Source organism: Catellatospora sp. NPDC049111 (genome assembly GCF_040648615.1).
GTDB classification, from domain to species: Bacteria; Actinomycetota; Actinomycetes; order Mycobacteriales; family Micromonosporaceae; genus Catellatospora; species Catellatospora aurea.
The window spans coordinates 19257-43646 of the sequence record NZ_JBEZEB010000004.1 but is presented as its reverse complement, the minus strand read 5'-3'; the positions used below and the strand labels follow the sequence as shown (position 1 = coordinate 43646).

Genomic DNA, 24390 nt, shown 5'->3' with positions numbered 1-24390 from the left:
GCCGCCGGTCGTCGGGCAGAGGCTCTACCGGCGTGTCTCGCTCACGTCGAGCGGAACCGCCGGCTGCGCCGTCGCGGTGCCCAGCCGCAGTCCCAGCTGGAATCGGTTGATCACGTCGTACCTGTCCATGAGCGTGGACATGGTGTAGGCGATAGTGCGGACGCTGAGATCGAGTCGCGCCGCGACGGCGGCGTCGGTCAGGCCTGTGGCGAGCAGCGCCACTACCGCCCCTTCCCGCGAACTCAGGCCGTGCGGCGGCGTCCACTCCCAGTGCGGTTCCTTCGCGAGGCTCCAGTCCTGGAGAAACAGGGCGAGAAGTTCAGCGACCAGCGTGGGATCGTTGATCTCCCACATGCCGTGGGTGGGGTCGAAGGGCTTCTTCCGGACGAGTGCCGTGGTGCGGTCGAAGATGATGTACCTTCCCGGCAGCTCGGGCAGCTCACGGTACTGCATCCCGAGTGAATGCATCTCGACGTCGTGCCAGCCCGTCTCGTGCTCGTCGGAGGCCGGTACACCCAGGCTGAACATGGTGACCCTGCGTTCGGCCATGGCGCGGTCGATCGGCGCGGCCGCCTTGACCGCGGCCGTGCTGTAGGCCGAGTCGCCACTGACAGAGATGGACTCCCGGCATCCCGCCCTGTTGATCTCCATCATCCGCGCCTGAGACTGCCCGCCCGCAGCCAGTGGGCGAGCGCCGCTGGCGAGGATACGCAGGTGGTCGGTGAGCAGCTCCGGGGACAGGGTCCGCGACATGCGCCGGCTCAAGCGGTATCGGGCCACCGCGTTCCGGTGGTGCCGGTCACGCAGCATCGCGGAGACGTGCGCGGGCGGCCTGCCGGACCATATCCGCCCGTCGCTGCGGCGCGCGACCGGAGCCGGACCGGGTGCGGCCGCGCCCAGTGCGGTCAGCTCCTCCAGAGCGCCGCGCACCTGGCGGATCTGCATCGTGAGCGACCGGCTGATGCCGCCGGCGGTCAGGGGTCCGAAAGCGACGAGGGTGCGGTAGACGAGGTCTGCCTGCGGCGAGACTCCCCACTTCATCAGTGAGGGCACAACCTGCTCCTGAAGCATGAGGACCTCCCCGAGTCCGCCGCACCGGCCCTGCCGACCGGCCACTCGCAATCTAGCCAACGGATTCCGGCCGGGAAGCCCCCTTTCCGCCGGGTTGCATGTTTCCGCAATCGCGTACGTCGATGGGAGTTGCGTAAACATGCAATCCCGACGGACGGGGCTGGCCGCCGTTGATCGGGTTTTCTACGGTTCCTTCAGTCGGCCCGGCGAGTGCGGCCGACCGCGAACACCGCAGGACCATCTCAGACGGGGGAACTCTAGTGAACATCCGATCCGCAGTGGGCTCCGCCCACGCCCGGCGCGCGCTGGCCGTCGTGGTCGCCGCCACCGCCGCGCTGGCGGTCGCCGGCCCGGCCCGGGCGGCCGACACGCGCACCCCGGTGGGCCGCTGGCTCCTGGAGGCGATGCCCGGCATCTCCACCGATGCCGCACTGGCCGACGAGGCGGCGGCACCCCAGGACTCACCGCTCACCGCGACCGGCACCACCTGGCTCGCCGACGCCCACCTGATCGGGGGCCAGGCGCTGAGCTTCAACGGCACGTCCAGCGTCGCCGCGACGGCCGCGCCGGTACTCGACACCACCACCTCGTTCAGCGTCGCCGCCTGGGTCAGCCCTGCCGACCTGGCCGCCGACCGTGACTTCCTCGGCCAGGACCAGGCGGCCACCGGCGACGCCACCCGCCGGGGCGGCTTCTCCGTCGGCATCCGGCACCAGGGACGGGCCGCCCACTGGACCTTCCGCATGGGCAACGGGCCCAGCCGCCGCACCGCCGTCGTGGCGGCGACCGACCCGCGTACCCTGACCGCCGCCGACCTCGGACGCTGGACGCATGTCGCGGCCTCCTACGACGCCGCCACGCGGGTCATGTCCCTGTACGTCAACGGCGCTCGCGTCGCCCAGGCCCGCCGGACGGCCACGCCGTGGGCGGCCGGCGGGCCGTTCACCGTCGGCCGCTCCGACGACGGCGGCCCGGCGCACTTCTGGAAGGGCGAGGTGACCCGCGCGTACGCCTACGACCGGGTGCTCACCGACCACGACCTGTTCGGCGGCACCGTCGACGGGTTCACCGAACCCGGCATGCTCGACGCCGTCAGCGTCGGATCCTGGGACTTCAACGCCGCCGTCCCCTGCTTCCTGCCCGAGATCCCCGACACCTGCAACGCCCCGGACAGCCGAGCCTTCAACCACACGCTGCAGCTGACCCTCGGCACCGACATCGCGACCGACCGCACCGCCCTGGCGTTCGACGGCTCGGCCTACGTCTTCGACGCCGACTTCAACCAGGTCTTCAACCCCGACGGCACCCCGGCCACCCAGCCCTCGACCGAGTACGGCTACGCCGACAACCCCGTCGTGCACACCGGCGACGCGTTCTCCGTCACCGCGTCGGCCCGCATCGACGACCCGGCACGTCCCGGCCCGCAGACCGTGGTCAGCCTCGGCGCGGCCGGCGCACAGCCCGACTTCTCGCTGGCCTACGCCGACGGCGCCTACACCGCGACACTGGCCCGCTCCGCCACACCCGGCGACACCGTGACCGTCAGCGCCACGGTCGCCGACGCCACCGCCTGGCACCGGCTGGTCGTGGTGTACGACCCTCACCGGTCCAGCCTGCGCCTGTTCGTGGATGGCACGCCCGCCGTGTCCGCCGTGGTCGGATCGGCCTACAGCGGCGGCGGCCGTCTCGAGATCGGCCGGGCCACCAGCGGCGACGGGTACCTGTTCGGCGCGGTCGACAACCTCGAACTCTGCCAGGGCGCCCTCACCGACCGGCAGCTCGCCGCACTCGCCGGCTGACCGATTCCCGCGACGACCCTTTGAGACTTGTGCCCTCGGCGAGCAGCCGAGGGCACAAGTCTCAAGGTTGGGGCCAGGCCCTTCAGGTCTGGCGGGTGTTCGGTTGGGTCAGCAGGAGGTGACGGGGCGGATGTTGGCCACGGTGGTGAGGTGGACCTCCAGCGTCTCGCCGGCGGTGGTGTTCAGCCACATCGCGCCGGCGGGGGCGCCCTCGGCGACCTGGCCGCAGGCCTTGCCGCCGTTGCCGAGGCTGACCTCGACCGACGGGGCCGCCTCGGTGGGCCACCACGCGGACAGGCCCGCGAACGCCATCAGCGCCACCGAGACGATGGTCGTGCGGATGCCGGAACGCAGCTGACCGCTCATCTCGGCGGGATCCGCGGGCGCGGCGGGGTCGCCGACCGGCCAGGCCACCTTGCCGACCATGACGATCGACCACAGGGCCGTGACGAACGCGCCCACGGTGCCGCCGGTGGCCAGCCACTGCAGCCAGTCGGGGCCGGGCGCTTGCGCGCCCATCTTCAGCACGCCGCAGAAGCCGATGAAACCGAGCACGCCGAGTTGTACGCCGTGCCAGCCGCGCGCCGAGTCGATCAGCTTGGCCAGCGGATCGGCACTGTCGGCTGTGGACACGGCGGAGGGGAGGATGCCGTCGGGTTGCATGCCGACAGTCTTACCGCATACCTGGAGGTGGTGGTGTGTCGGCCTTCCGTCGCGGCGCTCAGATGCGGTCCAGGTGCGGCATCGCGATCTTCCGCATGGTCAGCTGGACACCGGCCACCACAGGGATGGCGATCAGTGCGCCCAGTGCTCCCAGCAGCACCGCCCCGATCAGCGCGGACAGGATCACGGCCAGGTCGGACACGTCGACCGAGCGCCGCAGCACGCGCGGTGCGATGACCCAGTTCTCCAGCTGCTGGTACAGGATGAAGAAGATCACGCAGGCGATGCCTGCCTCGGGCGAGTGCGCGAACCCGGCGATGACCACCACCACCGCGCCCAGCGTCGCCCCGATCTGCGGGATCAGGTCGCACACGGCCACGACCATCGCCAGCGCGAACGCGTACGACACCCCGAGGACGAGCAGGAACACGAACGTGCTCACCCCGGCGACGAACGCGATGGCCAGCGAGCCGAGCAGGTACGCGCCGATCTTCTCGAAGATCTCGTCGCCGATCTCCCGGGCGGTGTCGCGGCGCGAGGCCGGGAACAGCCGGTAGAAGCCCTCCTTGAGCCGGGTCCAGGCGGCCAGGAAGTAGATGGTGAGGATGAACACGGTCAGCACGTTGAAGATGACGCCGAAGACCGCTTGCACCCCGCCCAGCGCGCCGCCGAGCGCCTTGGTGATGTTCTCATTGGTGGCGGCGTCCTTCAGCCGGTCGATCACGTCGAAGCGCTGGTTGAAGTCGGCGATCTGCGGGTTGCGGTTCAGCTCGTCGAGGTAGCCGGGCAGGTTCGTGATCAGCTCGCCGGTCTGCGTGATCAGCGGCGGGGCCAGCGCGCCCAGGCCGCCGCATGCGACCAGCACCACACCGAGCGCGACCACGGTCACCGCGAGGCCGCGCGGCAGCCCGCGCCGCTGCAGCCAGGCCACGGCCGGGTGCAGGCCGATCGCCAGGAACAGGGCCGCGAACATCAGCAGCAGCACCGACAGCGTCTCGCGCACCGCCCAGGTGAGGATGATGGCGCACATCAGGCCGAGCCCGCCCAGGAACCCGACGACGAACACGTGCCGGTTGCGGCGGGCGGCCTGCGCGTCCGGGGTGTCCGGGTCCACCTCCGGCCGCCGCTGGGCCGGTGCCTGCTGCGCCGTGTCCTGCGCCGTGTCCTGCTCGCTCATCGCGCACCTCCGCGAAGAGACTGCCACACCGGCGGGCGTCGCCGCAGCGCCCGGATGGCCAGGGGTGGACCGTCGTGGATAGGCTCCGGCAGGTGCGCACCCCTCTCCGCAGCACTTCCCGGCCCGTGCTCGCCCTCGGCACGGTGCTCCTGCTGACCTCGCTGACCGCGGCGTCCTGTGAGGACAGCCTCGACGTGACCGTGGCCGAAGTCGGCCGATCGACGGTGACCGAGGTGGTCGACGCCCCCGCCTCGGTCACCGCGCGGGCCGCCGCGACCCTGACCGCGCCCGCCGAAGGCACCCTGGCCAGGCTCGCCGTCACCCCTGGCCAGCAGGTCGCCAAGGGACAACTGCTGGCCGTGGTCGACTCCCCCGCCACCCGCACTCGGCTGCGCCAGGCCAAGCAGGCGCTGGACGCCTCGAAGCGCTCCGGTGGCGGCGGGGTGCGGGTGGACCTGTCCGCCGCGCGGAACAAGCTGGACCGCTCCGCGAAGGAGGCGTTCGACCACGCCCGGGACGCCGCCGAGCAGGTCGCCGAGCCTTCGACCAGGGACGCGCTGCTCGCGCACATCACCGCCGCCGAGGCGGGCTACCGGCAGGCTTCGGCGGGCGTGGCCGCGGCCGCCGACGCGGTGCAGCGCGGCGTGGCAAGCCTCGGTTCGGCGATGCAGGCGCTCGGATCCGCGCAGCGATTGCAGGCCCAGCAGGCGTACGACCTGGCGAAAGCGAGCGTAGACGCGCTGACCCTGCGCGCTCCCATCGCCGGAGTCGTGCAGTTGGGCGGCACCTCGTCCACGTCGGCCAGCCCGGACCTGAGCAGCCTGCTCGGCGGCCTGGGCGCCGGCGCGCCGACCGGGGTGTCCGGCCCGGTCGCGGCACCCGCCGGGGTCGCCTCCGCACCGGCCGTCGGCGCTCCGGTCAGCGCCGGCACCGCGATCGTCACCGTGGTCGACACGAGCGTGCTCGGCATCGTCGCCGACGTCGACGAGACCGACATCCTGCTGGTGCGCACCGGGATCAGCGCCGAGGTGGAACTCGACGCCGCACCGGGCGTGCAGTATCCGGCCCGGGTCGGCGCGGTCGACGTGCTGCCTACCCCGAACAGCCGCGGCGCGGTCGCCTACCGGGTGCACCTCACACTGGAGACGCCCGCGGACGCGCCGACGCCGCGACCGGGCATGAGCGCGGTGGCCCGGCTGAAGGTACGCGAGGCCGCCGGTGCCATCGCGGTGCCCGCCGCGGCCGTGTTCACCGGCGACGGCGGCGACAGCGTGTGGGTACGCGGGCCCGACGGCAAGGCGCAGCGGCGTGCCGTCGTCGTCGGCGCGTCCGGGATGGACACCCTGCAGATCACCGACGGGCTGGCCGAGGGCGAGCGCATCGTGGTACGCGGCGTGGACCGGGTCACCGAGGGAACGGACCTGCCGTGACCGGCGACGCCGCGATCGAGGCGATCGACGTGGCGCGCACGTACGCCCTGGACGGGGTGAGCGTGCCGGCGCTGCGCGGGGTGACGCTGACCGTGGAGCACGGCGAGTACACCGCCGTCGTCGGGCCGTCAGGCTCGGGCAAGTCGACGCTGATGCACCTGCTCGGCGGGCTGGACCAGCCGACGTCGGGCCGGCTGCGCATCGGCGGGCGCGACGTGGCCGGGCTGACCGCGGCCGAGATGGCGCACCTGCGCAACGCCACCATCGGCTTCGTCTTCCAGTCGTTCCACCTGCTGTCGCGCACCAGCGCACTGGACAACGTGGCGCTGCCGCTGGTCTACCGCGGGCTCGGGGCGCGCGAACGCCGCGAGCGCGCCGCCCGGATGCTGGAGCGGGTCGGCCTGTCGCACCGCATCGGGCACCGGCCCAACCAGCTCTCCGGCGGCGAGCAGCAGCGCGTGGCGATCGCGCGGGCGCTGGTCACCGAACCGGCCGTGCTGCTGGCCGACGAACCCACCGGCAACCTCGACCAGACCACCGGCCAGGCGGTGCTGGAACTGCTGGAACAGCTCAACACCGCTGAGGGCGTGGCGGTCGTGCTGGTGACCCACGACCGGGAGGTCGCCGCCAGAGCCCGCCGCCAGATCACCATGCGCGACGGCCGCGTGGTCTCCGACACCGCAGGGGAGGCCGGCGCATGAGGCTCGCGGAGGCATGGCGCGTCGCACTGGACGCGCTGCGGGCCAACCGGCTGCGCAGCGGGCTGACCATGCTGGGCATGGTGATCGGCGTCGGCGCGGTGGTGATCCTGGTCGCGCTGGGCACCGGGACAAAGAACGAGGTGCAGGCCCAGGTCGAAGGGCTGGGCTCGAACCTGCTGCTGGTGGTCCCCGGCCAGGTCAGCCTCAACGCCGCCCCGGCGGTGTCGCGGCTCGACCAGTCCGATCTGGATGCCGTGATCCGCATCGCGGGCGACCGCGACCGGGTCGCCGTGTCGCTGACCTCGGGCGAGAACGTGCGCGCGGGCAAGGAGCAGGTGTTCACCAGCCTGCTCGGCGTGCTGGAGACGACCCCGAAGGTGTTCCTGCGCGACGTGCGCGCCGGGGCGTACCTGACCCGCACCGACGTGGAGACCGGACGCCGGGTCGCGGTGCTCGGCAGCTCCGTGGCCAGGACACTGTTCGGCGAACGCGACCCGATCGGGCAGCAGGTCACCATCGCGGGCGTGCGGTTCCGGGTGATCGGGGTGTTCGCGCCGCTGGGGCAGAGCCTGGGCGTGGACCGCGACAACGAGGTGCACGTGCCGCTGTCCACGGCGCAGCGGCTGCTGGCGACCAAGCGGGTGGACGCGTTCGCGGTCAAGGCCCCCGACGCCGAGACCATCGACCGGCTCGGCCGCGACATCGTCGCCGAACTGCACCGCCGCCACCCCGACGAGGAGTTCAGCGCCGTCACGCAGGAGCAGATCCTCGGCGTGCTCGGCGACATCCTGGGCGTGCTGACCGCCGTGCTGGCCGCGATCGCGGGCATCTCGCTGCTGGTCGGCGGTGTCGGCGTGTCCAACATCATGCTGGTCTCGGTGCGCGAACGAACACGCGAGATCGGGCTGCGCATGGCGCTGGGCGCACGCCCGCGCGACATCGGTCTGCAGTTCCTGCTGGAGGCGGTGCTGCTGACGACGATCGGCGGCCTGCTCGGCATCGCGTTCGGCGTCGGGGCGTCGCTGGCCACGGCCGCGCTGAGCCCGGTGCCCGCCGCGCTGACCTGGTGGTCCATCGCGCTGGCGTTCGGGGTCAGCTGCACCGTCGGCATCGTGTTCGGCGTGGTGCCCGCGCAGCGGGCGGGCCGCCTCGATCCGGTCGTGGCGCTGCGTTCCGAGTGACGGGAACATGAGTAGGCCTCGGTGGCAGGCCTCGTAGTCTGAGCGCCGGCTCACGTTCACGGGGGAGGCAACGTGTCGATCTTGTTTCGGCTGCTGGGGCCGGTGGCTCTCGGCCGGAGCGGGAATCCCGGCGCGGTCACCGTGCCCAAGGTCCGATGCATGCTGGCGGTGCTGCTGCTCGACGCCGACCGGGTGGTCAGCCTGGAACGTCTCACCGACGAACTGTGGGGCGACCGTCCGCCGCGTTCGGCCGTGGCCAACCTGCGCTCGTACGCCCTCGCCCTGCGCCGTGCCCTGGCCGCGGCGGGCATCGACCCCGATCGCCTGGTCACCACACCGGGCGGCTACCGCCTTCACATCGCCCCGGGCGAGTACGACGTGCCCGTCTGGGAGCAGCTGGCCGCGGAGGGGACCGCGGCGCTGAACGAGGGCCGAATCCGGGACGCCGTGTCCCGCCTCGGCAAGGCGCTGGCCTGCTGGACCGGCCCCGCGCTGGCCGACGTCCCGGTCGGCCCGGCGCTGGCGGCACGGGCCACCGCGCTCGACGAACTGCGCACCGCCCACACCGAGCACCTGTTCGAAGCACGCCTGCTGTCAGGCGAAGGCATCTCGCTGGTCACGCCGCTGCGCGAGCACATCGCCGCGCACCCCACCCGCGAACGCGCCTACGGCCAGCTCATGCGGGTGCTGTACAGCGCAGACGACGCCGCCGCCGCGCTCGACGTCTACCAGCAGGCCCGGCAGGCGATCGCCGACGAACTGGGGATGGAACCCGGCGACGGGCTGCGCGAGGTCCAGGCCGCGATCCTGCGCCGCGACGCGTCGCTCGCACCGGGGCGCGGGCAGGTCGAGGTCCGACCACGGCAGCTGCCACCCGACGCGACCGTCCTGGTGGGACGTGAGCGCCAGCTCGCCGAGCTGAGCACGGTCACCGCCCGGGTGCGCAACATCCACGGGCCCGGCGGGGTGGGCAAATCGGCGCTGGCGATCCGGCTCGCCCATGCCCTCGCCGACGATTACCCCGACGGGCAGCTGTACATCGACCTGCAGGGCTCCAATCCCCGGCTCACCCCGGTGGACCCCGGCGACGTGCTCCACCGGTTCCTGCGCGCGCTGGGCACCGCTGAGAGCGACATCCCCGCCGACACCGCCGAGTCGGCCGGGCTGTTCCGCACCCTGCTGGCTGGGCGGCGCCTGCTGGTGCTGCTCGACAACGCCGTGGACGCAGCCCAGGTGCGGCCGCTGCTGCCGGCCACCACCGACTGCCTGGTGCTGGTCACCAGCCGCCGCGCGTTGACCTCCCTCGACTCCGTCGCACTGCTGCCGCTGGACGTGCTCGACGAGGCCGACGCGCTGCGGCTGCTCGGCAGCCGCGCCGACGCACAGGCGGCGCACCAGCTGGCGGCGCTGTGTGGGCGGCTACCGCTGGCGCTGCGTATCGCCGCGGCGCGGCTCGACGCGCGACCGGACTGGTCGGCCGCGGACCTCGTCGAGCGGCTGGTCGATGAACGCAGCCGCCTCGACGAGTTGCACACCGACGACATGGCCGTGCGTTCCTGCTTCCAGACCAGCTACCGGGCCCTGAGCGAGGCGGCGGCACGGGCGTTCCGCATGGCAGGCCTGGCCCGCGCGCCGCACCTGAGCGTGACCGCGATGGCGGCGCTGCTTGGCGAAAGCCGCGGCCACGCCGCCTCCGCGCTGGACCGGCTCGTCGAGGCGCGGCTGGTGGACGTGTCCGCGGGCCGCGTCCAGCTGCATGACCTACTGCGCCTCTACGCGGCCGAGTGCGCGCTGCACGACGATCCGCCGCAGGAACGGGCCGAGGCGCTGCACCGCCTGTTCGTGTACTACGTCGGCACCGCATACCGGGCCTTGCAGCTGGTGGTCGGTGTGCGGCGGCCGATCGACGACGCGCTGCAGGGCTCGGAGGGCACCGACCTCGCGCCGATCGGGAACCTGGCCGAGGCGAACAGCTGGCTCGACGCCGAGCTGCCGGCCGCCCTGGCGGTCGCCGCGCAGGCAGGCGAGGCCACCCCGGTGGACCGGCGGTATCCGGCGCAGTTGCTGCGCGCGATGAACAACTACCTGCTGCGCCGGGCTCCTGACGAGGTGGAGCGGCTCGCCTCGCTGGCGCTGCGCCTGCACGCCCCGGATGACCCGCACTCGGCCGGCATCGCCTACAACATGCGCGGGCAGTCCTACTACTACCGGGGTCACTACGCCGAGTCGCGGGCATCGCTGGAGCAGGCGTCGGCGTTCTGGCGGGCGCACGACGACCCCGACGGCATCGCCATGGTCGCCAACAGCCTGGGCATCCTGGCCAGCCGGACGGGTGACCTGGACGAGGCGCTGCGACAGTTCCAGGCCAGCCAGGACGCGCTCGCGGTGATCGGCGCGACGACCCTGCGGGCGCTGGTGCTGCTCAACGTCGGCGAGATGCTCGCTGCGCAGGACCGGGTGGACGAGGCCGTCGCCGCTGTGCACCGCAGCTTCGATCTTGTCCGCGGCGACCGGCCGGCCAGCCACACCATGATGGCGATGGGCCTGCTTGCCGTGCTGCACGGCAAGGCCCGCGGCTTCCGCCAGGCGCTGAGCTACTGCCGGCGCAGCATGGTGATCGCCGACGCACAGGGCGATCTGGCCTACTTCGTGGACATGGCCCTGGTCCGCTCGGAGATTCATCTACGCGTCCGGCGGCCCGACCTGGCCCGGGCCGACACGCAGACGGCATTGCGCCGCGCCCGCGACATCGACGACTACGGCCGGCAGGCCGCGGCGCTGTGGCAGGTCGCCAAGGTGGCCCAGGCCGTCGGCGACCGTGCTGCGGCTGCGCGCTGCCGGGCTGAGGCGTCCCGGCTGTTCGCCACATACGGCAGGTCGCAGGAGCACGTCGTCGAGGCCTTTCTCGCCAGTGATGGCCCGGCCCTCCCGCACCCTCCGTAGGCAGCTCACTGCCAGCGTGGGATGGCCGGACCATCACCGCTTCCCGCGACCGCACCCCGTCCCGGACACGGTGAGCACACTCTAGGCAGCGCCGCATACAGCGGCCGATATATTGAACAATCCGATTGCGTTCACGCCGATCACCGCACGTAGCTCCAGCTCACCATCTCGCCGTCGCGGTAGGGCATGACGCCGTGGAACGGGCGCGGGTCGTCGTCGAAGACCATCGGCAGCCACTCGCGGTCGCTGGCCCACATCGACACCTCGTACAGGCGCTCGCGCGGCACCCACCCCAGGGTGCCCTCGTGGTTGCCCTGGTGCGGCTCGCCGTCGAACTCGTCGACCCGGAACACGAAGCCGAACCAGTCCTCGCCGCGTTTGCCGAAGCCGGGCCAGGACACCGTGCCGCGCAGCGACAGCCGCCGGGCGATCAGCCCCGACTCCTCCTCGACCTCGCGTTTGACGCCGGTGAGCACGTCCTCGTCGCGCTCGACCCGACCGCCGAGGCCGATGTGCTTGCCGAAGTGGATGTCGTCGGGCCGCTTGTCGCGGTGCAGCAGCAGCACGCTGCCGCCGTCGGGCGACAACACGTAGGCGAGGGTGGCGATGATCGGCGTGAGCGGCATCAGGCGATGGTCGCACGCCCGGCGGCCGGTGCCCCGTCTGCCCCATTAACACAAAAAGGTGGTAAATGAGTACCGAATGATTACGTTTTCATTCACGATGGACATACCACTCTTATCGGACTTTCAGGAGGTGGTGTCCATGCGTGATGTCGTCAACCGCGGGGGCGTGCTGGTGGTGACCACCGACCAGCTGCCGGGCCATGTGGTCCGGGCCGTCTACGGCGAGGTGCTGGGACTGTCCGCGCGGACGCTCAGCGCGTACACCGAGGGCTTCAAGTCGGCGATGGACGGCAGCGGGGTCAGCATGGCCGAGCGCATCCACATGCTGACCGAGTGCCGTCTGGAGGCCGTCGACCGCATGGCGCGCGTCGCCGCGCGGATGGGCGCGAACGCCGTGCTGGCGATGCGTTTCGACCACCGGCCGATCACCGAGTCGTGGATCGAGATCTGCGCGTACGGAACGGCGGTGCAGGCGGAGGTGGCACGGTTGCCGCGCCCTAGAAAGCCGGCAACCCCGGCCACCGAAGCTGACATGTCGTTAAAATCCGCTTAGTGAGTCTGACTGCTGAAGGCCGGTGACCCGATGCCGCGTGGGGCGGCGCGACCGGCAGGACCAGCGGATGGCGGCGATGAGCACCCATGCGGACGCGTTGAGGATCGATGCTGTGCTGAACGCGGGCTCTCCGGAGCCCGCGGGTGAGGTGTGGAACGCCGAGCGCGACCGGCGCGTGTCCGTGGCCCTGGCCCGCCTGCACCGGCTGGCGCCGGACGACCCGGCCCGGGAACGCGCCCGCGCCGCGGTGATCCGCGCCGGCATGCCGCTGGCCCGGCGGCTCGCCCGGCGGTTCAGCTTCCGCGGCGAAGACCCTGACGATTTGGTCCAGGTCGCACTGCTGGGCCTGATCAAGTCGGTGGACCGCTACGACAGCAGCCACGGCGTGCGGTTCGAACACTTCGCCGGGCCCACCATGCTCGGCGAGCTGCGACGGCACTTCCGCGACCGGGGCTGGGCGCTGCGCGTGCACCGCCGGCTGCAGGAACTGCACCTGGAGATCAGCCGGGCGGTGCCGCAGCTGTCGCAGACCCTGCAACGGACTCCCGACATCCGCGACCTGGCCGCGCACCTGGGCCGCGACGAGGGCGACATCCGCGACGGGCTGGAGTGCGCCCACGCGTACGCCATCGGCTCCCTCAACAGCGTCGTGCGCAGCGGCAACGGCTTCGCCGAGCTGGGCGAGCTGCTCGGCGAGCACGACCGGCGGCTGGAGTCGCTGCCCGACCGCCACGCCATCGGCCGGGCCGTGGCCGGGCTGTCGCAGCGCGACCGGCACATCCTCGCGCTGCGCTTCGCCGCCGACCTCACCCAGGCCGAGATCGCCCAGCGGCTCGGTCTGTCCCAGATGCACGTGTCCCGCCTGCTCACCCGCTGCCTGCAGCACCTGCGCCAGTCCCTGGCCGCCCAGGGAATGGTGGGGTGATCTCAACTGATGACGGTGGACGGTTCCGGCAGGCCGTGGACCTCGGCGTCGCTGCCTGATGCGGTGATCTTCAGCAGCGAGCCGGCGAACGGCAGCCGGTCGACCGTGACGGTGCCCCACTCCTGCGGCAGCCGCGGCCGCAGCACCAGGTTGCGCTTGGGCACGTCCAGGTCCAGCCCGAGGAAGGCCCGCACGATCAGCAGCGGCGCCCCGCTCGCCCACGCCTGCGGCGAGCACGAGGTCGGATACGGCACCGGCGGGCGGAAACGGTCGGCCGAGAACCCGCAGAACAGCTCGGGCAGCCGCCCGCCGAACGACATCGCGGCCCGCAGCAGCCCGTCGGTGAGCCGGTGCGCCAGCTCGACCGCGCCCGGGATGTGGGCGTAGCGCATCAGCCCGGCCACGCACAGCGCGGTGTCGTGCGGCCACACCGACCCGTTGTGGTAGCTCATCGGGTTGTACGCGCCCATCCGGTCCGACAGGGTGCGCAGCCCGTACCCGCTGTCCATGTCCGGCTCGGACAGCCGGGCGACCAGCTGTGCGGCGTGCTCGTCGGAGACGATGCCGGTCCACAGGCAGTGCCCGACGTTGCTGGACATGGCGTCCATGCGGCGCTTGCGCCCGTCCAGCGCGATCGCGAAGTAGCCCTCGTCGGGCAGCCAGAACGCCTCGGCGAACAGCGAACGCAGCTTGTCGGCCCGCGCCCGGCAGGACTCGGCCAGCGCCGGCTCGCCGAACGCGTCGGCCAGGTCGGCCCGGGCCAGCCAGGCCGCGTACGCGTAACCCTGCACTTCGGCCAGCGCGACCGGCGGCTCGGCGAGCTGTCCCGCCGCGTCGTTGACCCCGTCCCAGCTGTCCTTCCACCCCTGGTTGAACAGGCCGCGGTCGGTGGCCCGCTGGTACTCGACGAAGCCGTCGCCGTCGCGGTCGCCGAAGCCGTCGATCCAGGCCAGCACCGCGTCGGCGGCCGGCAGCAGCGCCCGCACGTCCGACTCGGCCGCGCCCCACTTCCACGCCTCACCCAGCAGCGCGACGAACAGCGGGCTGGCGTCGATGGTCCCGTAGTAGTGCGAGCCGCCCAGCGCGGACGTGCTCTGCGGGCCCAACCGCAGCTCGTGCAGGATGCGGCCCGGCTCCTCCTCGGTGCACGGATCGACCTGGCGGCCCTGCAGCGCCGCCAGGGTGTAGAGGGTGCCGACGGCCAGCGACGGGTCCAGCGGCAGGGCCATCCACGAGGTCAGCAGGCTGTCCCGGCCGAACAGGGTCATGAACCAGGGCGCGCCCGCGGCCACGAAGGTGTGCGCGGAGTCCTCCCCCGCCGCGATGCGCAGCGCGTCGAGGTCCCGCACGCTGCGCCGCAGCACCAGCCCCAGCTGCTCGTGCTGGGTCCGGATCGAGGTGACCTGGCGCCGCCACGAGTGCTCCTCGGCCTCCTCGGGCGACAGGTGCTCGCGGAAGCGCGGTTCGATGCGCCGGCTGTCCACCACCGGATGCACAATGATCTCGGTGCGCCACTCGTCCCGGGCCGGGATGACGATCTGCCAGCTCAGCCCGTTGTGGCTGCTGACGGGCTCGCCGGTGGCGTGCACGAGCAGCCCGCGCGAGTTGTCGGGCCGACTGAACACCAGGTTGACCCCGCTGGCCTGGGCGTGGGTGGCCGTACCCGCGGCGTGGCCCTCCTTGACCGCGAACAGGTCGGCGAAGTCGGCGTCGACGTGCAGTTCGAGGTGCACCAGGGTGGCCTCGCGGCCCACGTTGGTCAGCGTGATGACCTCGCGCATGCCCTCGCCGACGATGCGCTGCCGAACCACCAGCAGAGTGCTGTCGGCATGCCCGGCGGCGGGCGCGCGGCGCAGCATGAACCGGGACGCGAAGGTGTCGGTGTCGGCCACCGACAGCGGCTGCGGCGGCTGGCCGTCGATGCGCAGCTGCCAGCGCGAGATGATCCGGGTGTCGCGGAAGAACAGGCCCTGCGCGCCCCCCGGGTCCATGTCCCCGTTGGGCGCGCAGATGCTGAACGTGGTGCCTTCGACGATGGTGACCTGACCCTGGCCGAGCGGCTGCGGGTCGCCTGCGTTGAGCGGTGAGGGCTGGGCGGGCACTGTCACCGCTCACCCGCCGACGTCAGCCGTCCGACGCGTGCCATCGCCCGCCCGCCCCGGCCGGGCAGCCGCGGCCTGCGCCGCTCCGCCAGGGCCGCCCGGTATGCCTGCACGTAGCCGACCGCCATCCGCTCGTCGCTGAACCGGCGCACCACCTGCTCGCGACACTCCGCGGGGTCGAGTTCGGACACCGCGCGCAGCGCCGCCGGGAGCTCGGCCGGACCCTCGCAGATGAAACCGCTGACGCCGTGCTCGACCACCTCGGGCACCGCGCCGCGGCGCAGCGCCACCACGGGCGTGCCGCAGATCATCGCCTCGATCATCACCATGCCGAACGGTTCCTCCCATTGGATAGGAAACAGCAGACAGCGGGCATTTGCCAGCAACTCACGCTTGAGTGTCGCGTCGGCGATGCCGATCATCTGGTCGTTCGGCCCGAGCAGCGGCTCCACCTGCTCGGCGTAGTACTTCTTCTCCGCGGGCTCGGCGCACTTGCCGGCCAGGATCAGCGGCAGCCCGGCCGCATGCGCGGCGTGCACGGCGGTGTGCGCGCCCTTGTCGGCGTTGAACCGGCCCAGGAACAGCGCGTAGTCCTTCTTCTCCCGCTGGAAGGGCCAGTCGGCCGGGCGCAGCCCGTTGTGCACGACGCCGACCCAGTTCAGCTCCGGGGCCAGCGAGCGCTGGCGTTCGCTGATGCCGACCAGGGACAGGTCACGGTCCAGGGTCTGGTAGTAGCCGCGCAGTTCGGAGTCGACCGGGCCGTGCACGGTGGCGATCGTGGGCAGCCCCATCGCCTCGTACGCCGGAGCGTTGAGCGGCCCCGCGAAGGTGTGGTCGTGGACCACGTCGACCTCGCCCGCGGTGGCCAGGTTCTCGACGACCCGGCGGGTCAGCGTCGCGTAGATGATCTCAGGCCCGGGCTCGCCCAGCCGTTCGGGCACGGCCCGGTCCCACACCTGCCAGAATCTCGCTCTGGTGCCGTCCTTGCCTGCGCCGATCATGGTGACTTGGTGTCCCAGGTCGACCAGGGCGTTGGACAGGTCGGCGAGCACCGCCTCGATGCCGCCGTACGCGGCCGGTGGCACGTCGAAGTAGGGCGGCGCCACCATCGCGATCTTCAACGGGGCGGTGCCGTTGGCAGACAGGGTGCTCTGCACCCTGGCGAGATGTTCGGGCGTGGGTACACCCTTCACCAGCGTGGTTATCACGGCTGCTGATATACCCGCAGTGACGGGATTTCATGCCTGCCCCGACGCCGTATACGCCGTCGAGGCAGGTCAAGCGGTCAGGATGCCAGCCGCCAGCGCCGGACCACGCCCGGCCGGACGATCGCCAGGGACATCGCGGTCGCAGCCAGTGACAGCAGCCCCGCCCCGTAGAACGCCGCGGCGTACGAGCCGCTGCTGTCCCGGACCAGGCCCGCGACCAGCGCGATGCCGGCCGCCCCGAACTGGTGCGAGGCGAAGACCCAGCCGAACACGATCGCCCCGGACGCGCCGAAGTGCTTGCGGCACAGCGCGATCGTCGGCGGCACGGTGGCCACCCAGTCCAGGCCGTAGAACAGGATGAAGACCAGCATGCTCGGGTGCGGGTCGGCGGCGAACAGCCCCGGCAGGATCATCAGCGACAGCCCGCGCAGCGCGTAGTAGATCCCCAGCAGCCAGCGCGGGTCGAAGCGGTCGGTGAGCCAGCCCGAGGCGATGGTGCCGACGATGTCGAAGATGCCGACCAGCGCCAGCAGGCTCGCCGCGGTCGTGGTGGGCATGCCGTGGTCGTGCGCGGCGGGGATGAAGTGCGTGCCCACGAGGCCGTTGGTCGTCGCGCCGCAGATCGCGAAGCCGCCCGCCAGCAGCCAGAACGTACGCGTCTTCGCGGCGTCGCGCAGCGCGCCCAGGGCCCTGCGGGCCGCGCCCGTGCTCGCGGCCGGGGCGGCGGGCGGGGTGTCGGGGTCCGCGCCGTACGCGGTGATGCCCAGGTCGGCGGGGTCGTCGCGGAGCAGCCAGAGCACCAGGGGCACCACCAGCAGCGCCGACCCGGCGACGGTCAGCGCCGCCACCCGCCAGTCGTAGGCCTGCACCAGGTTCGCCAGCAGCGGCAGGAACACCAGCTGCCCGGCCGCGCCGCCCGCGGTCAGCACCCCGGTCACCAGGCCCCGGTGCTTGACGAACCAGCGGCTGGTGAACGTGGCCACGAACGCCAGCGCCATCGAGCCGGTGCCCAGCCCGACCAGCACGCCCCACAGCAGCATCAGCTGCCAGCTCGCGGTCATGAACACGGTCAACCCGCTGCCCGCGGCCACCAGCAGCAGCGCCCCGGCGACCACCCGGCGCATGCCGAAGCGCTCCATCAGCGCGGCGGCGAAGGGCGAGGTCAGCCCGTACAGCACCAGGTTGATCGACACGGCGGCCGAGATGGTGCCGCGCGACCAGCCGAACGCCTGTTCCAGCGGCTCGATGAGCACGCCGGGCGTGGCCCGGAAGCCGGCCGCGCCGACAATCGACACCAGCGCCACGGCGGCGACCGCCCAGGCGAGATTCTGGCTCCGCGTCCTGTTCACCCTGTTTTCCAGCAACGTCACGCACCCATCGTGCGCGATCTACACCGCCGCAAACAGTGGCCTGAACGCCACTATGTGAAAGAATCAAGCCATGACCGCTCGCCACCGGATAGCCGTGCTCGCCCTCGACGGGGTGATGGCCCTCGACCTGGGCATCCCCAGTCAGGTCTTCGGCTGCGCCACCGACAGCGCCGGCCACCGGCTGTACGAGACCCGGATCTGCACCCCCGACGGCGGCCCGATCCGAGCCAGCGCCGGCTTCTCCGTGCAACCCGATTACGGCCTCGACCTGCTCGACTGGGCCGACACCGTGATCGTGCCCGGCGTCCACCGCGAGCACCTCGCCGCTCCCACCACGATCCAGGCCGTCACCGCGCTGCGCGCCGCCCGCACCGCCGGCAAACGGATCATGTCCATCTGCACCGGAGCGTACGTGCTGGCCGCCGCCGGCCTGCTCGACGGCCGCCCCGCCGCCACCCACTGGGCCTACGCCGAGGACTTCCGCGCCCGCTTCCCGCAGGTCGAGCTCGACGCCGACGTGCTGTTCATCGACGACGGCGACGTGCTCACCTCGGCGGGCGTGGCCGCCGGGCTCGACCTGTGCCTGCACGTCGTCCGCCGCGACCACGGCAGCGAGGTCGCCAACCGGGCCGCCCGGCGCTGCGTCGTCGCCCCGTGGCGCGACGGCGGCCAGTCCCAGTTCATCGAACGGCCGCTGCCCGCCCCCGGCGACGCCTCCACCGCCGCGACCCGCGAATGGGTGCTGGCCCGCCTCGGCGAACCCCTCGACCTGGACCAGCTCGCCCGCCACGCGCGCATGAGCGTGCGCACCTTCACCAGGCGGTTCCGGGAGGAGACCGGGCTGTCACCGGGCCGCTGGCTCATCAGCCAGCGCGTCGAGCACGCCCGCCACCTGCTGGAGAGCACCGACCTGACCATCGACCAGGTCGCCGAACAGGCCGGCTTCGGCACCGCCGTCTCGCTGCGCCAGCACCTGCGCGCCACGGTCGGCACCGCCCCCCTCGCCTACCGCCGCACCTTCCGCACCCCCGCCTGACCCCCACCCACCCGACCCACCCGACCCGCCCACCCGACCCGCCCACCCGACCCGCCCACCCACGCGCCGCCCGCCCACGCGCCGCCCGCCTTGCATAGACGTTGGCCTATCACATCGAATCCGGCGGTCGGATTTTCGATGTGATAGGCCAACGTCGATAAAATCGGTGCCCGCGGCGGCGGGTCAGCGGTTGGCGGTCGTCGGGGCCGGGTCGGACTGGGCGGCAGGAGCTGACGGGGTGAAGTGGCCGTTGCGACCCGCGCGCCACAGTCCCCACAGCGCCAGCAGCGCCGCCACCAGCAGCGGGCCGCCGTCGCGAACCAGCCCGTCCACGCCGAGCAGGGCCCGGCACAGCGGCAGGTGCACCACCAGCACCAGCAGGGTCAGCAGCACCAGCTGCAGTCGGACCCACCGCTTGCCCTTGACGAGGAAGATGCTCAGGAACAGCGCCACGTAGCTGACCATCAGCGCGAACACGAACCAGCCCACGATCACGGGCAGCAGGGTCACGTCACCGTCGAACAGCCGCCCCACCGCGACCACGCAGGCGACCAGCATCAGGGCGCTGTAACTGAACACGGCGACCCGGGTGGTCAGCACCCAGCCGGGCACCTGCGGGCGGGCGGGCATCTGTTTGCGGGTCAGCCCGTCGCGGCTGATCCACCAGCGCAGCTTCGGCCGGGCCAGGTACTCCCGCACACTCGACGACCGGTACAGCAGCAGCACCACGGTCAGGCACAGCACCGCCACCACGCCGAACCCGATGACCCCGGGCACCGCCGGCGCGCCCTGCTTCGGCACCACGAGCCGGGCCAGCGAGAACAGCGTCGTCACCGCCAGGATCAACCCGAACGGCGCCGCGCCGTGCCTACCGCGCCACAGGTGGAAGATCAGCACCAGGAACAGCAGCGAGCGCAGCAGCGCCCAGCCGGTGCGCACGAACAGGGGGTAGCCGCCGTCGGCGGCGTAGTACCAGTTCAGCCACTCGACCGACGCCGTGGCCAGCGCGGTCAGGGCGAGCAGGACCGCCAGCACGCGTACGGCGGCGGGTCGGCTCTCGGTCATCGGCACGGCTGCGGACACCCGTCCATGATGCCCATGGGCGCACAATGGCAACCATGTGCCGCAGCATCAAGACCCTTCGCCCGCCGTTCACCGAGATCGTCACCGAGGAGGACATGCAGGCCGCCGCGCTGCAGTACGTCCGCAAGATCTCCGGTTTCCGCGCCCCGGCCGCGCACAACGCCGAGGCTTTCGACAAGGCGGTGGCCGCCGTCGCCGCCGCGACCGCCGAACTCCTGGCCACCCTGCAGGTGCGCCGCTAGCCCCGATGCCGCGTCCGTTCCCCGCCAGCGTGGCGGCCAGCCGCCGGGCAGGCTCGGGAGCGGCCCCGGCACCGCGGGGCACGGACGCGACATCAGGACGGCGGCAGTGCACCAGACCCTCGACCTCAAGGTGCTGTACTTCGGCACCCCAGTAGTGATCATCAGTTCCCGCAACCCGGACGGCACGACGAACCTGGCCCCGATGTCGTCGGCCTGGTGGCTGGGCAGCACCTGCGTGCTCGGCCTGGGCGACAGCGCGCAGACCGCCGCCAACCTGCGGCGTGAGCGCGAATGTGTGCTCAACCTGGTGCCGTCGACGCTGGTCGACGCCGTGGACCGGCTCGCGCTGACCACCGGGGCGCCGTCGCCCTCACCACGCAAGGTGGCGATGGGCTACCGCCACGTGCCCGACAAGTTCGCCGCCGCCGGGCTGAGCGCGATGGTTTCGGACCTGGTCAGGCCCGACCGGGTCGTGCAGTGCCCGATCCAGCTCGAATGCGAGATCAGCGGCGCCTTCCCGATCGGCGGCCCGGAACCGTTCGCGACCGCGTTCACCGCCGAGGTCCGCCGCGCTCACGTCGAGCAGGACCTGATCATCACCGGCACGCACCACGTCGACCCGATCGCCTGGGACCCGCTGATCATGAAGTTCTGCGAGTTCTTCGGCGGCGGCGACAATGTGCACCCCTCCCGCCTGGCCGAAGGATGGCAGATGCCGCACGGCAGCCGCCTCGCCCCGGCCTGACCACCCTCAAGATCGTCCGACTTGCCCGGCACCTGTGCGCAAGCACGATCAAGTAACGCACAGGTGCCTGGCAAGTTCGCAGATCTTGGGAGCGGTGCGGCGGCATGATGGAGGACATGGTCCTGCGGCGCATTCTCAGCAGCCTGGGCTTCGGCGGGGTCGACGTCGACACCGTGCTGTCCACCCCGGCGACCCGGCCGGGCGGCGCGTTCTCCGGGCAGGTCCGCCTGCATGCCAAGGGCGATGTCGAGATCACCTCGGTCTGGCTGCTGCTGGTCGCCGACGCGGGCGGCGCGCAGACGGAACTGGCCCGCTACCCGGTGGCCGACCGGGTGCCGCTGACCGGCGGCACCGGCCACGCCGTCGGGTTCCACCTGGCCACGCCGTACGCCGTGCCGGTCACGCTCGTCTACGGGCACCCGATGCCCGGCGTCGCCGTCGGAGTCCGCACCGAGGTCGCCGTCGCCCAGGGCTCGGCGAAGACCGACTTCGACCCGCTCGGCGTCGAACCGACCGAGATCCAGCAGTCCGTGCTCGACGCGCTGGGCACGATCGGCTGCCGCTTCGTACGCAGCGAACTGCGCCCCGGCTCGCCGGTCACCCAGGCGATCACGTTCTACGCCCCGGTCCCGCAGGGCCAGCCGGTCGGCCCGCACATCCCGCAGCTCGCGTTCACCTTCGCCGCCGACCCGCAGGGGCTCACCGTGGTTGCCGACCTGGCCGGACGCCCCGGACCCGGCGAGGTGCACCGGGTGGGCGAGCCGGAGTTCCGGCAGCTCATCGCGCAGCCCGCCCAGTGGATCGAGTTGGTCGACGGCTGGGTCCGCCGCGCCCTGGACCGGGTCGCGGCGCTGCCCGACCAGGACCCGGGATCGTTCATGCGGCCACCGGTGCAGGCCGGCCCGGACGCGCCCGGCCAGCCCCGCAAGCCGTACGCCTACCCCGCGCAGGGCTTCGGCGGCTACCGCTACGGCGGCTACCGGGGCACCGGCACGATGGTCGGCGCGGGGCTGGGCGGTGCCGCGCTGGGCTTCCTCGGCGGGATCATCGTCGGCGACATGATCCACGACGCGCTCACCCCGGACGTCGCCCCCGACACCACGGCCGCCGACGCCCAGGACACGGGCGGCACCTATACCGACACCGGCTACGCCGACCAGGGCCAGGGCGTCGCGGACTCCGGCGGCGGCTACGAGGCGGGCGGTTACGACCCCGGCGGCTACGACTCGGGCGGGTTCGACTCCGGCTTCGGCGACTTCGGCGACTTCTGACCGTCAGGCGTCGTAGAAGGCCTGGCCGGTCACGGCGCGGGTGTGCGGTGTCTGGTCGGCCGGTGGGGACGGGCGGTCGGAAACAGCGGCGGCCGGGCCCTCCGCAGCGGCGTGGCGGCCGGTGCCGGCGCGGCGGCTCGCGTACACGTCGATCAGGGCGATGACCAGCGACAGCACCACGAAGCCGATGGTCACCCACAGGCCGTGCCGGAACCCGAGGGCGAAGTCGCCGCCGCTGTCCGCGATCGAGGCGAAGAAGACCGCGCCGACCACGGCGATGCCCACCGCCGCGCCGATGCGCTGGCCCGTCTGCAGCACTCCCCCGGCGCTGCCCGCCCCGGCGACGGGCACCTCGGCCAGCGTCAGCGTCTGGTTCGGCGCGATGACCAGGCCGCTGCCGATACCGGCGACGAGCAGCGGCAGCGCCGTCGCCCAACCGTCGTGGCCGCCCGGCACCAGTTCGACGGCGATCTCGACGCCGACCAGCCCGATCAGGACCAGGCCCAGTCCGATCGCGATCAGGGTGCGGCCCACCCGGGTCACTATCGGGCCGCCGAGGCTCGCCGACGCCGCCGAGCCGAGCGCGAACGGCACCGTCGCCAGGCCGGCCTGCAACGCGGTGTAGTGCAGGCCCTGCTGCAGATAGAGGGTGTAGATGAAGAAGATCGCGGTGAACCCGGCGAAGTAGGCCAGCCCCAGCAGCGCGCCGAGGGCGTACGAGCGGCGGCGGAACAGGTTCAGGTCGATCATGGGATGCGCGTGGCGGGCGTACCGGCGCTCCCAGGCGACGAAACCGGCCAGCACCACCAGCCCCGCCGCCAGCAGCAGCCACTTGCTCTGCCCGACCCACGCCTCCTCCTGGATCAGCGGCAGCAGCACCAGCACCACACCCACGGCGAGCAGCACGACCCCGACCGGGTCGAAGCTCTCCCTGCGCCGCTGGTCGTCGCAGAACTTCGGGATGAAGCGGTACGCCAGCGCGATCGCCAGCGCCCCGACCGGAACGTTGACGTAGAAGACCCAGCGCCATCCCTCGGCCGTCCCGGCGGCCTGGATCAGCAGGCCGCCGAGCAGGGGGCCGATCGCGGTGGAGATACCGACGGTCGCGCCGAGCATGCCGAACGCGCGGCCCCGCTCGGCCCCCCGGAACAGCTGCTGGATGAGCCCGCTGATCTGAGGGTTGATGATGCCGCCCGCGGCGCCCTGCACGATGCGCGCGATCACCAGCCACAACGCGCTCTGGGCCAGCCCAGCCCCTGCACTGGCCAGGGTGAACAGCGCGACTCCCGCGACGAACGCGTTGCGCCGCCCCTTCATGTCACCGAATCGCCCGGCGGGCACCAGCAGCAGTCCGAAAGCGAGGGCATATCCGGAGACCACCCACTGCAGGGCGCTGTCGGAGGCGTCGAGGCCCTCGCGGATCGACGGCAGCGCGACGTTGACGATGCTGACGTCGAGCAGCGCCATGAACCCGCCCACCAGGCACACACTCAGTGCACGCCAGCGGCGCGGGTCCGGCGTATAACCGTCGCCTTCGCCACCCGTACGCACAGGTCAGAGCCTATCGGCGAACCATGCCCGCAAGTCGGCTTTCGCCCGTCACCGCCCGGATCGCCCCTGCTGCACCGCGCACACCGCGTGGACGGCACTCTGGTCGGCTCCGATCCCCGAACAACCGTTCCGCGCGGCCGCAGCACGCCGTACTCGGCGGATCTAGAAGACTTCTTGTCGCTGGAGCAGCAACAAGTCTTCTAGATCCGGCGTTCCTCGCCCCTTCGGGGCTCATCCGGGCCGAGGAGCGGGCCGCTCGGTTTCGGCGGCGACCCAGTCCAGGTAGGCGGGGTTGCCGGCGAGCACCGGCGTGCAGACGATCTCGGGGGTGTCGTACGGGTGCCGGTCGAGGATGTGCCGTTCCAGCGCCGGGTAGCCGGCCGTGGTGGTCTTGAAGACGAGCGGGAACTCCTCGGCCTCCTCGATCGCACCCTGCCAGCGGTACACACTGCGGATCGGGCCGCCGAGCTGGGCGCAGGCCGCTACCCGCGCCTCGACCGCCGACCGGGCCAGTGCCAGAGCCGCGTCCCGGTCGTCCAGAGTCGTGACGACCTGGACGTACTTCGCGTCGCCCATCTCCACCTCCGTCATCGCCGCGTACCGGACACGCTAACGCCCACCCCGTGCGCGGTCACGACGCGGCACCGCATACTGCTCGCCCGGCTTGGCGCGCAGGTTCCACCCGCCGCGGCGGTGGCAGACGTGTACCCGTC

The 24390-nt window shown here is 72.2% G+C and carries 21 protein-coding genes; 11 read left to right on the top strand and 10 right to left on the bottom strand.

Annotated features, from left to right (window positions below; translation table 11 throughout):
* Positions 1-24: 24 nt before the first annotated feature.
* Entirely contained in the window at positions 25-1071 is a 1047-nt protein-coding gene (locus tag AB0B66_RS07295; protein WP_360524287.1) for a helix-turn-helix transcriptional regulator, read from the bottom strand.
* 260 nt (positions 1072-1331) lie between these two features.
* Here AB0B66_RS07295 and AB0B66_RS07290 point away from each other — a divergent pair, with 260 nt between their 5' ends.
* On the top strand, positions 1332-2870 hold the full coding sequence (locus AB0B66_RS07290; protein ID WP_360524284.1) for a LamG domain-containing protein: 1539 nt from the start codon (positions 1332-1334) through the stop codon (positions 2868-2870).
* A 108-nt stretch (positions 2871-2978) separates the two neighbouring features.
* Here the strand turns inward: AB0B66_RS07290 and AB0B66_RS07285 are convergent, their stop codons facing one another.
* Entirely contained in the window at positions 2979-3533 is a 555-nt protein-coding gene (locus AB0B66_RS07285) for a hypothetical protein (RefSeq protein WP_360524281.1), read from the bottom strand.
* A 58-nt stretch (positions 3534-3591) separates the two neighbouring features.
* Positions 3592-4710 carry an AI-2E family transporter gene (locus AB0B66_RS07280; RefSeq protein WP_360524278.1) on the bottom strand — a complete coding sequence of 373 codons (1119 nt, stop codon included), beginning with the start codon at positions 4708-4710 and terminating at the stop codon, positions 3592-3594.
* 92 nt (positions 4711-4802) lie between these two features.
* Here AB0B66_RS07280 and AB0B66_RS07275 point away from each other — a divergent pair, with 92 nt between their 5' ends.
* The 4 genes from AB0B66_RS07275 to AB0B66_RS07260 all read left to right on the top strand — a co-directional run bounded on the left by AB0B66_RS07275 (position 4803) and on the right by AB0B66_RS07260 (position 10965).
* The gene (locus AB0B66_RS07275) at positions 4803-6140 is read left to right on the top strand and encodes an efflux RND transporter periplasmic adaptor subunit (protein ID WP_360524275.1); all 1338 of its coding nucleotides are present in this window, start codon (positions 4803-4805) and stop codon (positions 6138-6140) included.
* A complete protein-coding gene (locus AB0B66_RS07270) occupies positions 6137-6841 on the top strand; it encodes an ABC transporter ATP-binding protein (RefSeq protein WP_360524272.1) in 705 nt (234 codons plus the stop codon). The genes AB0B66_RS07275 and AB0B66_RS07270 overlap by 4 nt, the downstream gene beginning before the upstream one ends.
* On the top strand, positions 6838-8022 hold the full coding sequence (locus AB0B66_RS07265; protein WP_360524269.1) for an ABC transporter permease: 1185 nt from the start codon (positions 6838-6840) through the stop codon (positions 8020-8022). Before AB0B66_RS07270 ends, AB0B66_RS07265 begins: the two co-directional genes overlap by 4 nt.
* 72 nt (positions 8023-8094) lie before the next feature.
* Positions 8095-10965 (top strand): BTAD domain-containing putative transcriptional regulator, encoded by a 2871-nt coding sequence (locus AB0B66_RS07260; protein ID WP_360524266.1) that lies wholly within the window; start codon positions 8095-8097, stop codon positions 10963-10965.
* A 140-nt stretch (positions 10966-11105) separates the two neighbouring features.
* Here AB0B66_RS07260 and AB0B66_RS07255 read toward each other — a convergent pair whose 3' ends face one another.
* Positions 11106-11591 carry an 8-oxo-dGTP diphosphatase gene (locus AB0B66_RS07255; RefSeq protein WP_360524263.1) on the bottom strand — a complete coding sequence of 162 codons (486 nt, stop codon included), beginning with the start codon at positions 11589-11591 and terminating at the stop codon, positions 11106-11108.
* A 139-nt stretch (positions 11592-11730) separates the two neighbouring features.
* Between AB0B66_RS07255 and AB0B66_RS07250 the strand changes: the two genes are divergently transcribed.
* Positions 11731-12144 (top strand): heavy metal-binding domain-containing protein, encoded by a 414-nt coding sequence (locus tag AB0B66_RS07250; RefSeq protein WP_360524260.1) that lies wholly within the window; start codon positions 11731-11733, stop codon positions 12142-12144.
* Between the two features lie 76 nt (positions 12145-12220).
* Positions 12221-13069 carry a SigB/SigF/SigG family RNA polymerase sigma factor gene (locus AB0B66_RS07245; protein ID WP_360524257.1) on the top strand — a complete coding sequence of 283 codons (849 nt, stop codon included), beginning with the start codon at positions 12221-12223 and terminating at the stop codon, positions 13067-13069.
* 2 nt (positions 13070-13071) lie between these two features.
* On the opposite strand, the gene AB0B66_RS07240 is transcribed toward AB0B66_RS07245, so the two are convergent.
* From AB0B66_RS07240 to AB0B66_RS07230, 3 genes are all read right to left on the bottom strand, one after another.
* A complete protein-coding gene (locus AB0B66_RS07240; protein ID WP_360524254.1) occupies positions 13072-15177 on the bottom strand; it encodes a glycogen debranching N-terminal domain-containing protein in 2106 nt (701 codons plus the stop codon).
* Entirely contained in the window at positions 15174-16364 is a 1191-nt protein-coding gene (locus tag AB0B66_RS07235) for a glycosyltransferase family 4 protein (protein ID WP_360524251.1), read from the bottom strand. The genes AB0B66_RS07240 and AB0B66_RS07235 overlap by 4 nt, the downstream gene beginning before the upstream one ends.
* Before the next feature lie 92 nt (positions 16365-16456).
* On the bottom strand, positions 16457-17728 hold the full coding sequence (locus AB0B66_RS07230) for an MFS transporter (protein WP_360524248.1): 1272 nt from the start codon (positions 17726-17728) through the stop codon (positions 16457-16459).
* Positions 17729-17819: 91 nt separating this feature from the next.
* Here AB0B66_RS07230 and AB0B66_RS07225 point away from each other — a divergent pair, with 91 nt between their 5' ends.
* Positions 17820-18785: a helix-turn-helix domain-containing protein gene (locus AB0B66_RS07225; protein WP_360524245.1), complete on the top strand. Its 966-nt coding sequence runs from the start codon at positions 17820-17822 to the stop codon at positions 18783-18785.
* A gap of 183 nt (positions 18786-18968) precedes the next feature.
* Here the strand turns inward: AB0B66_RS07225 and AB0B66_RS07220 are convergent, their stop codons facing one another.
* Complete coding sequence (locus AB0B66_RS07220; protein ID WP_360524242.1) at positions 18969-19868, bottom strand: hypothetical protein; 900 nt, start codon at positions 19866-19868, stop codon at positions 18969-18971.
* Between the two features lie 35 nt (positions 19869-19903).
* Here AB0B66_RS07220 and AB0B66_RS07215 point away from each other — a divergent pair, with 35 nt between their 5' ends.
* The 3 genes from AB0B66_RS07215 to AB0B66_RS07205 all read left to right on the top strand — a co-directional run bounded on the left by AB0B66_RS07215 (position 19904) and on the right by AB0B66_RS07205 (position 22126).
* Complete coding sequence (locus AB0B66_RS07215) at positions 19904-20110, top strand: DUF2277 family protein (protein ID WP_360524239.1); 207 nt, start codon at positions 19904-19906, stop codon at positions 20108-20110.
* Positions 20111-20216: 106 nt separating this feature from the next.
* A complete protein-coding gene (locus tag AB0B66_RS07210) occupies positions 20217-20855 on the top strand; it encodes a flavin reductase family protein (protein ID WP_360524236.1) in 639 nt (212 codons plus the stop codon).
* Between the two features lie 104 nt (positions 20856-20959).
* A complete protein-coding gene (locus tag AB0B66_RS07205; protein ID WP_360524232.1) occupies positions 20960-22126 on the top strand; it encodes a sporulation protein in 1167 nt (388 codons plus the stop codon).
* A gap of 3 nt (positions 22127-22129) precedes the next feature.
* Here AB0B66_RS07205 and AB0B66_RS07200 read toward each other — a convergent pair whose 3' ends face one another.
* Positions 22130-23620 (bottom strand): MFS transporter, encoded by a 1491-nt coding sequence (locus AB0B66_RS07200; RefSeq protein WP_360525237.1) that lies wholly within the window; start codon positions 23618-23620, stop codon positions 22130-22132.
* Positions 23621-23908: 288 nt separating this feature from the next.
* Positions 23909-24268, bottom strand: coding sequence for a divalent-cation tolerance protein CutA (gene cutA, locus AB0B66_RS07195; protein ID WP_360524229.1), 360 nt, complete (start codon positions 24266-24268; stop codon positions 23909-23911).
* Positions 24269-24390: the final 122 nt, after the last annotated feature.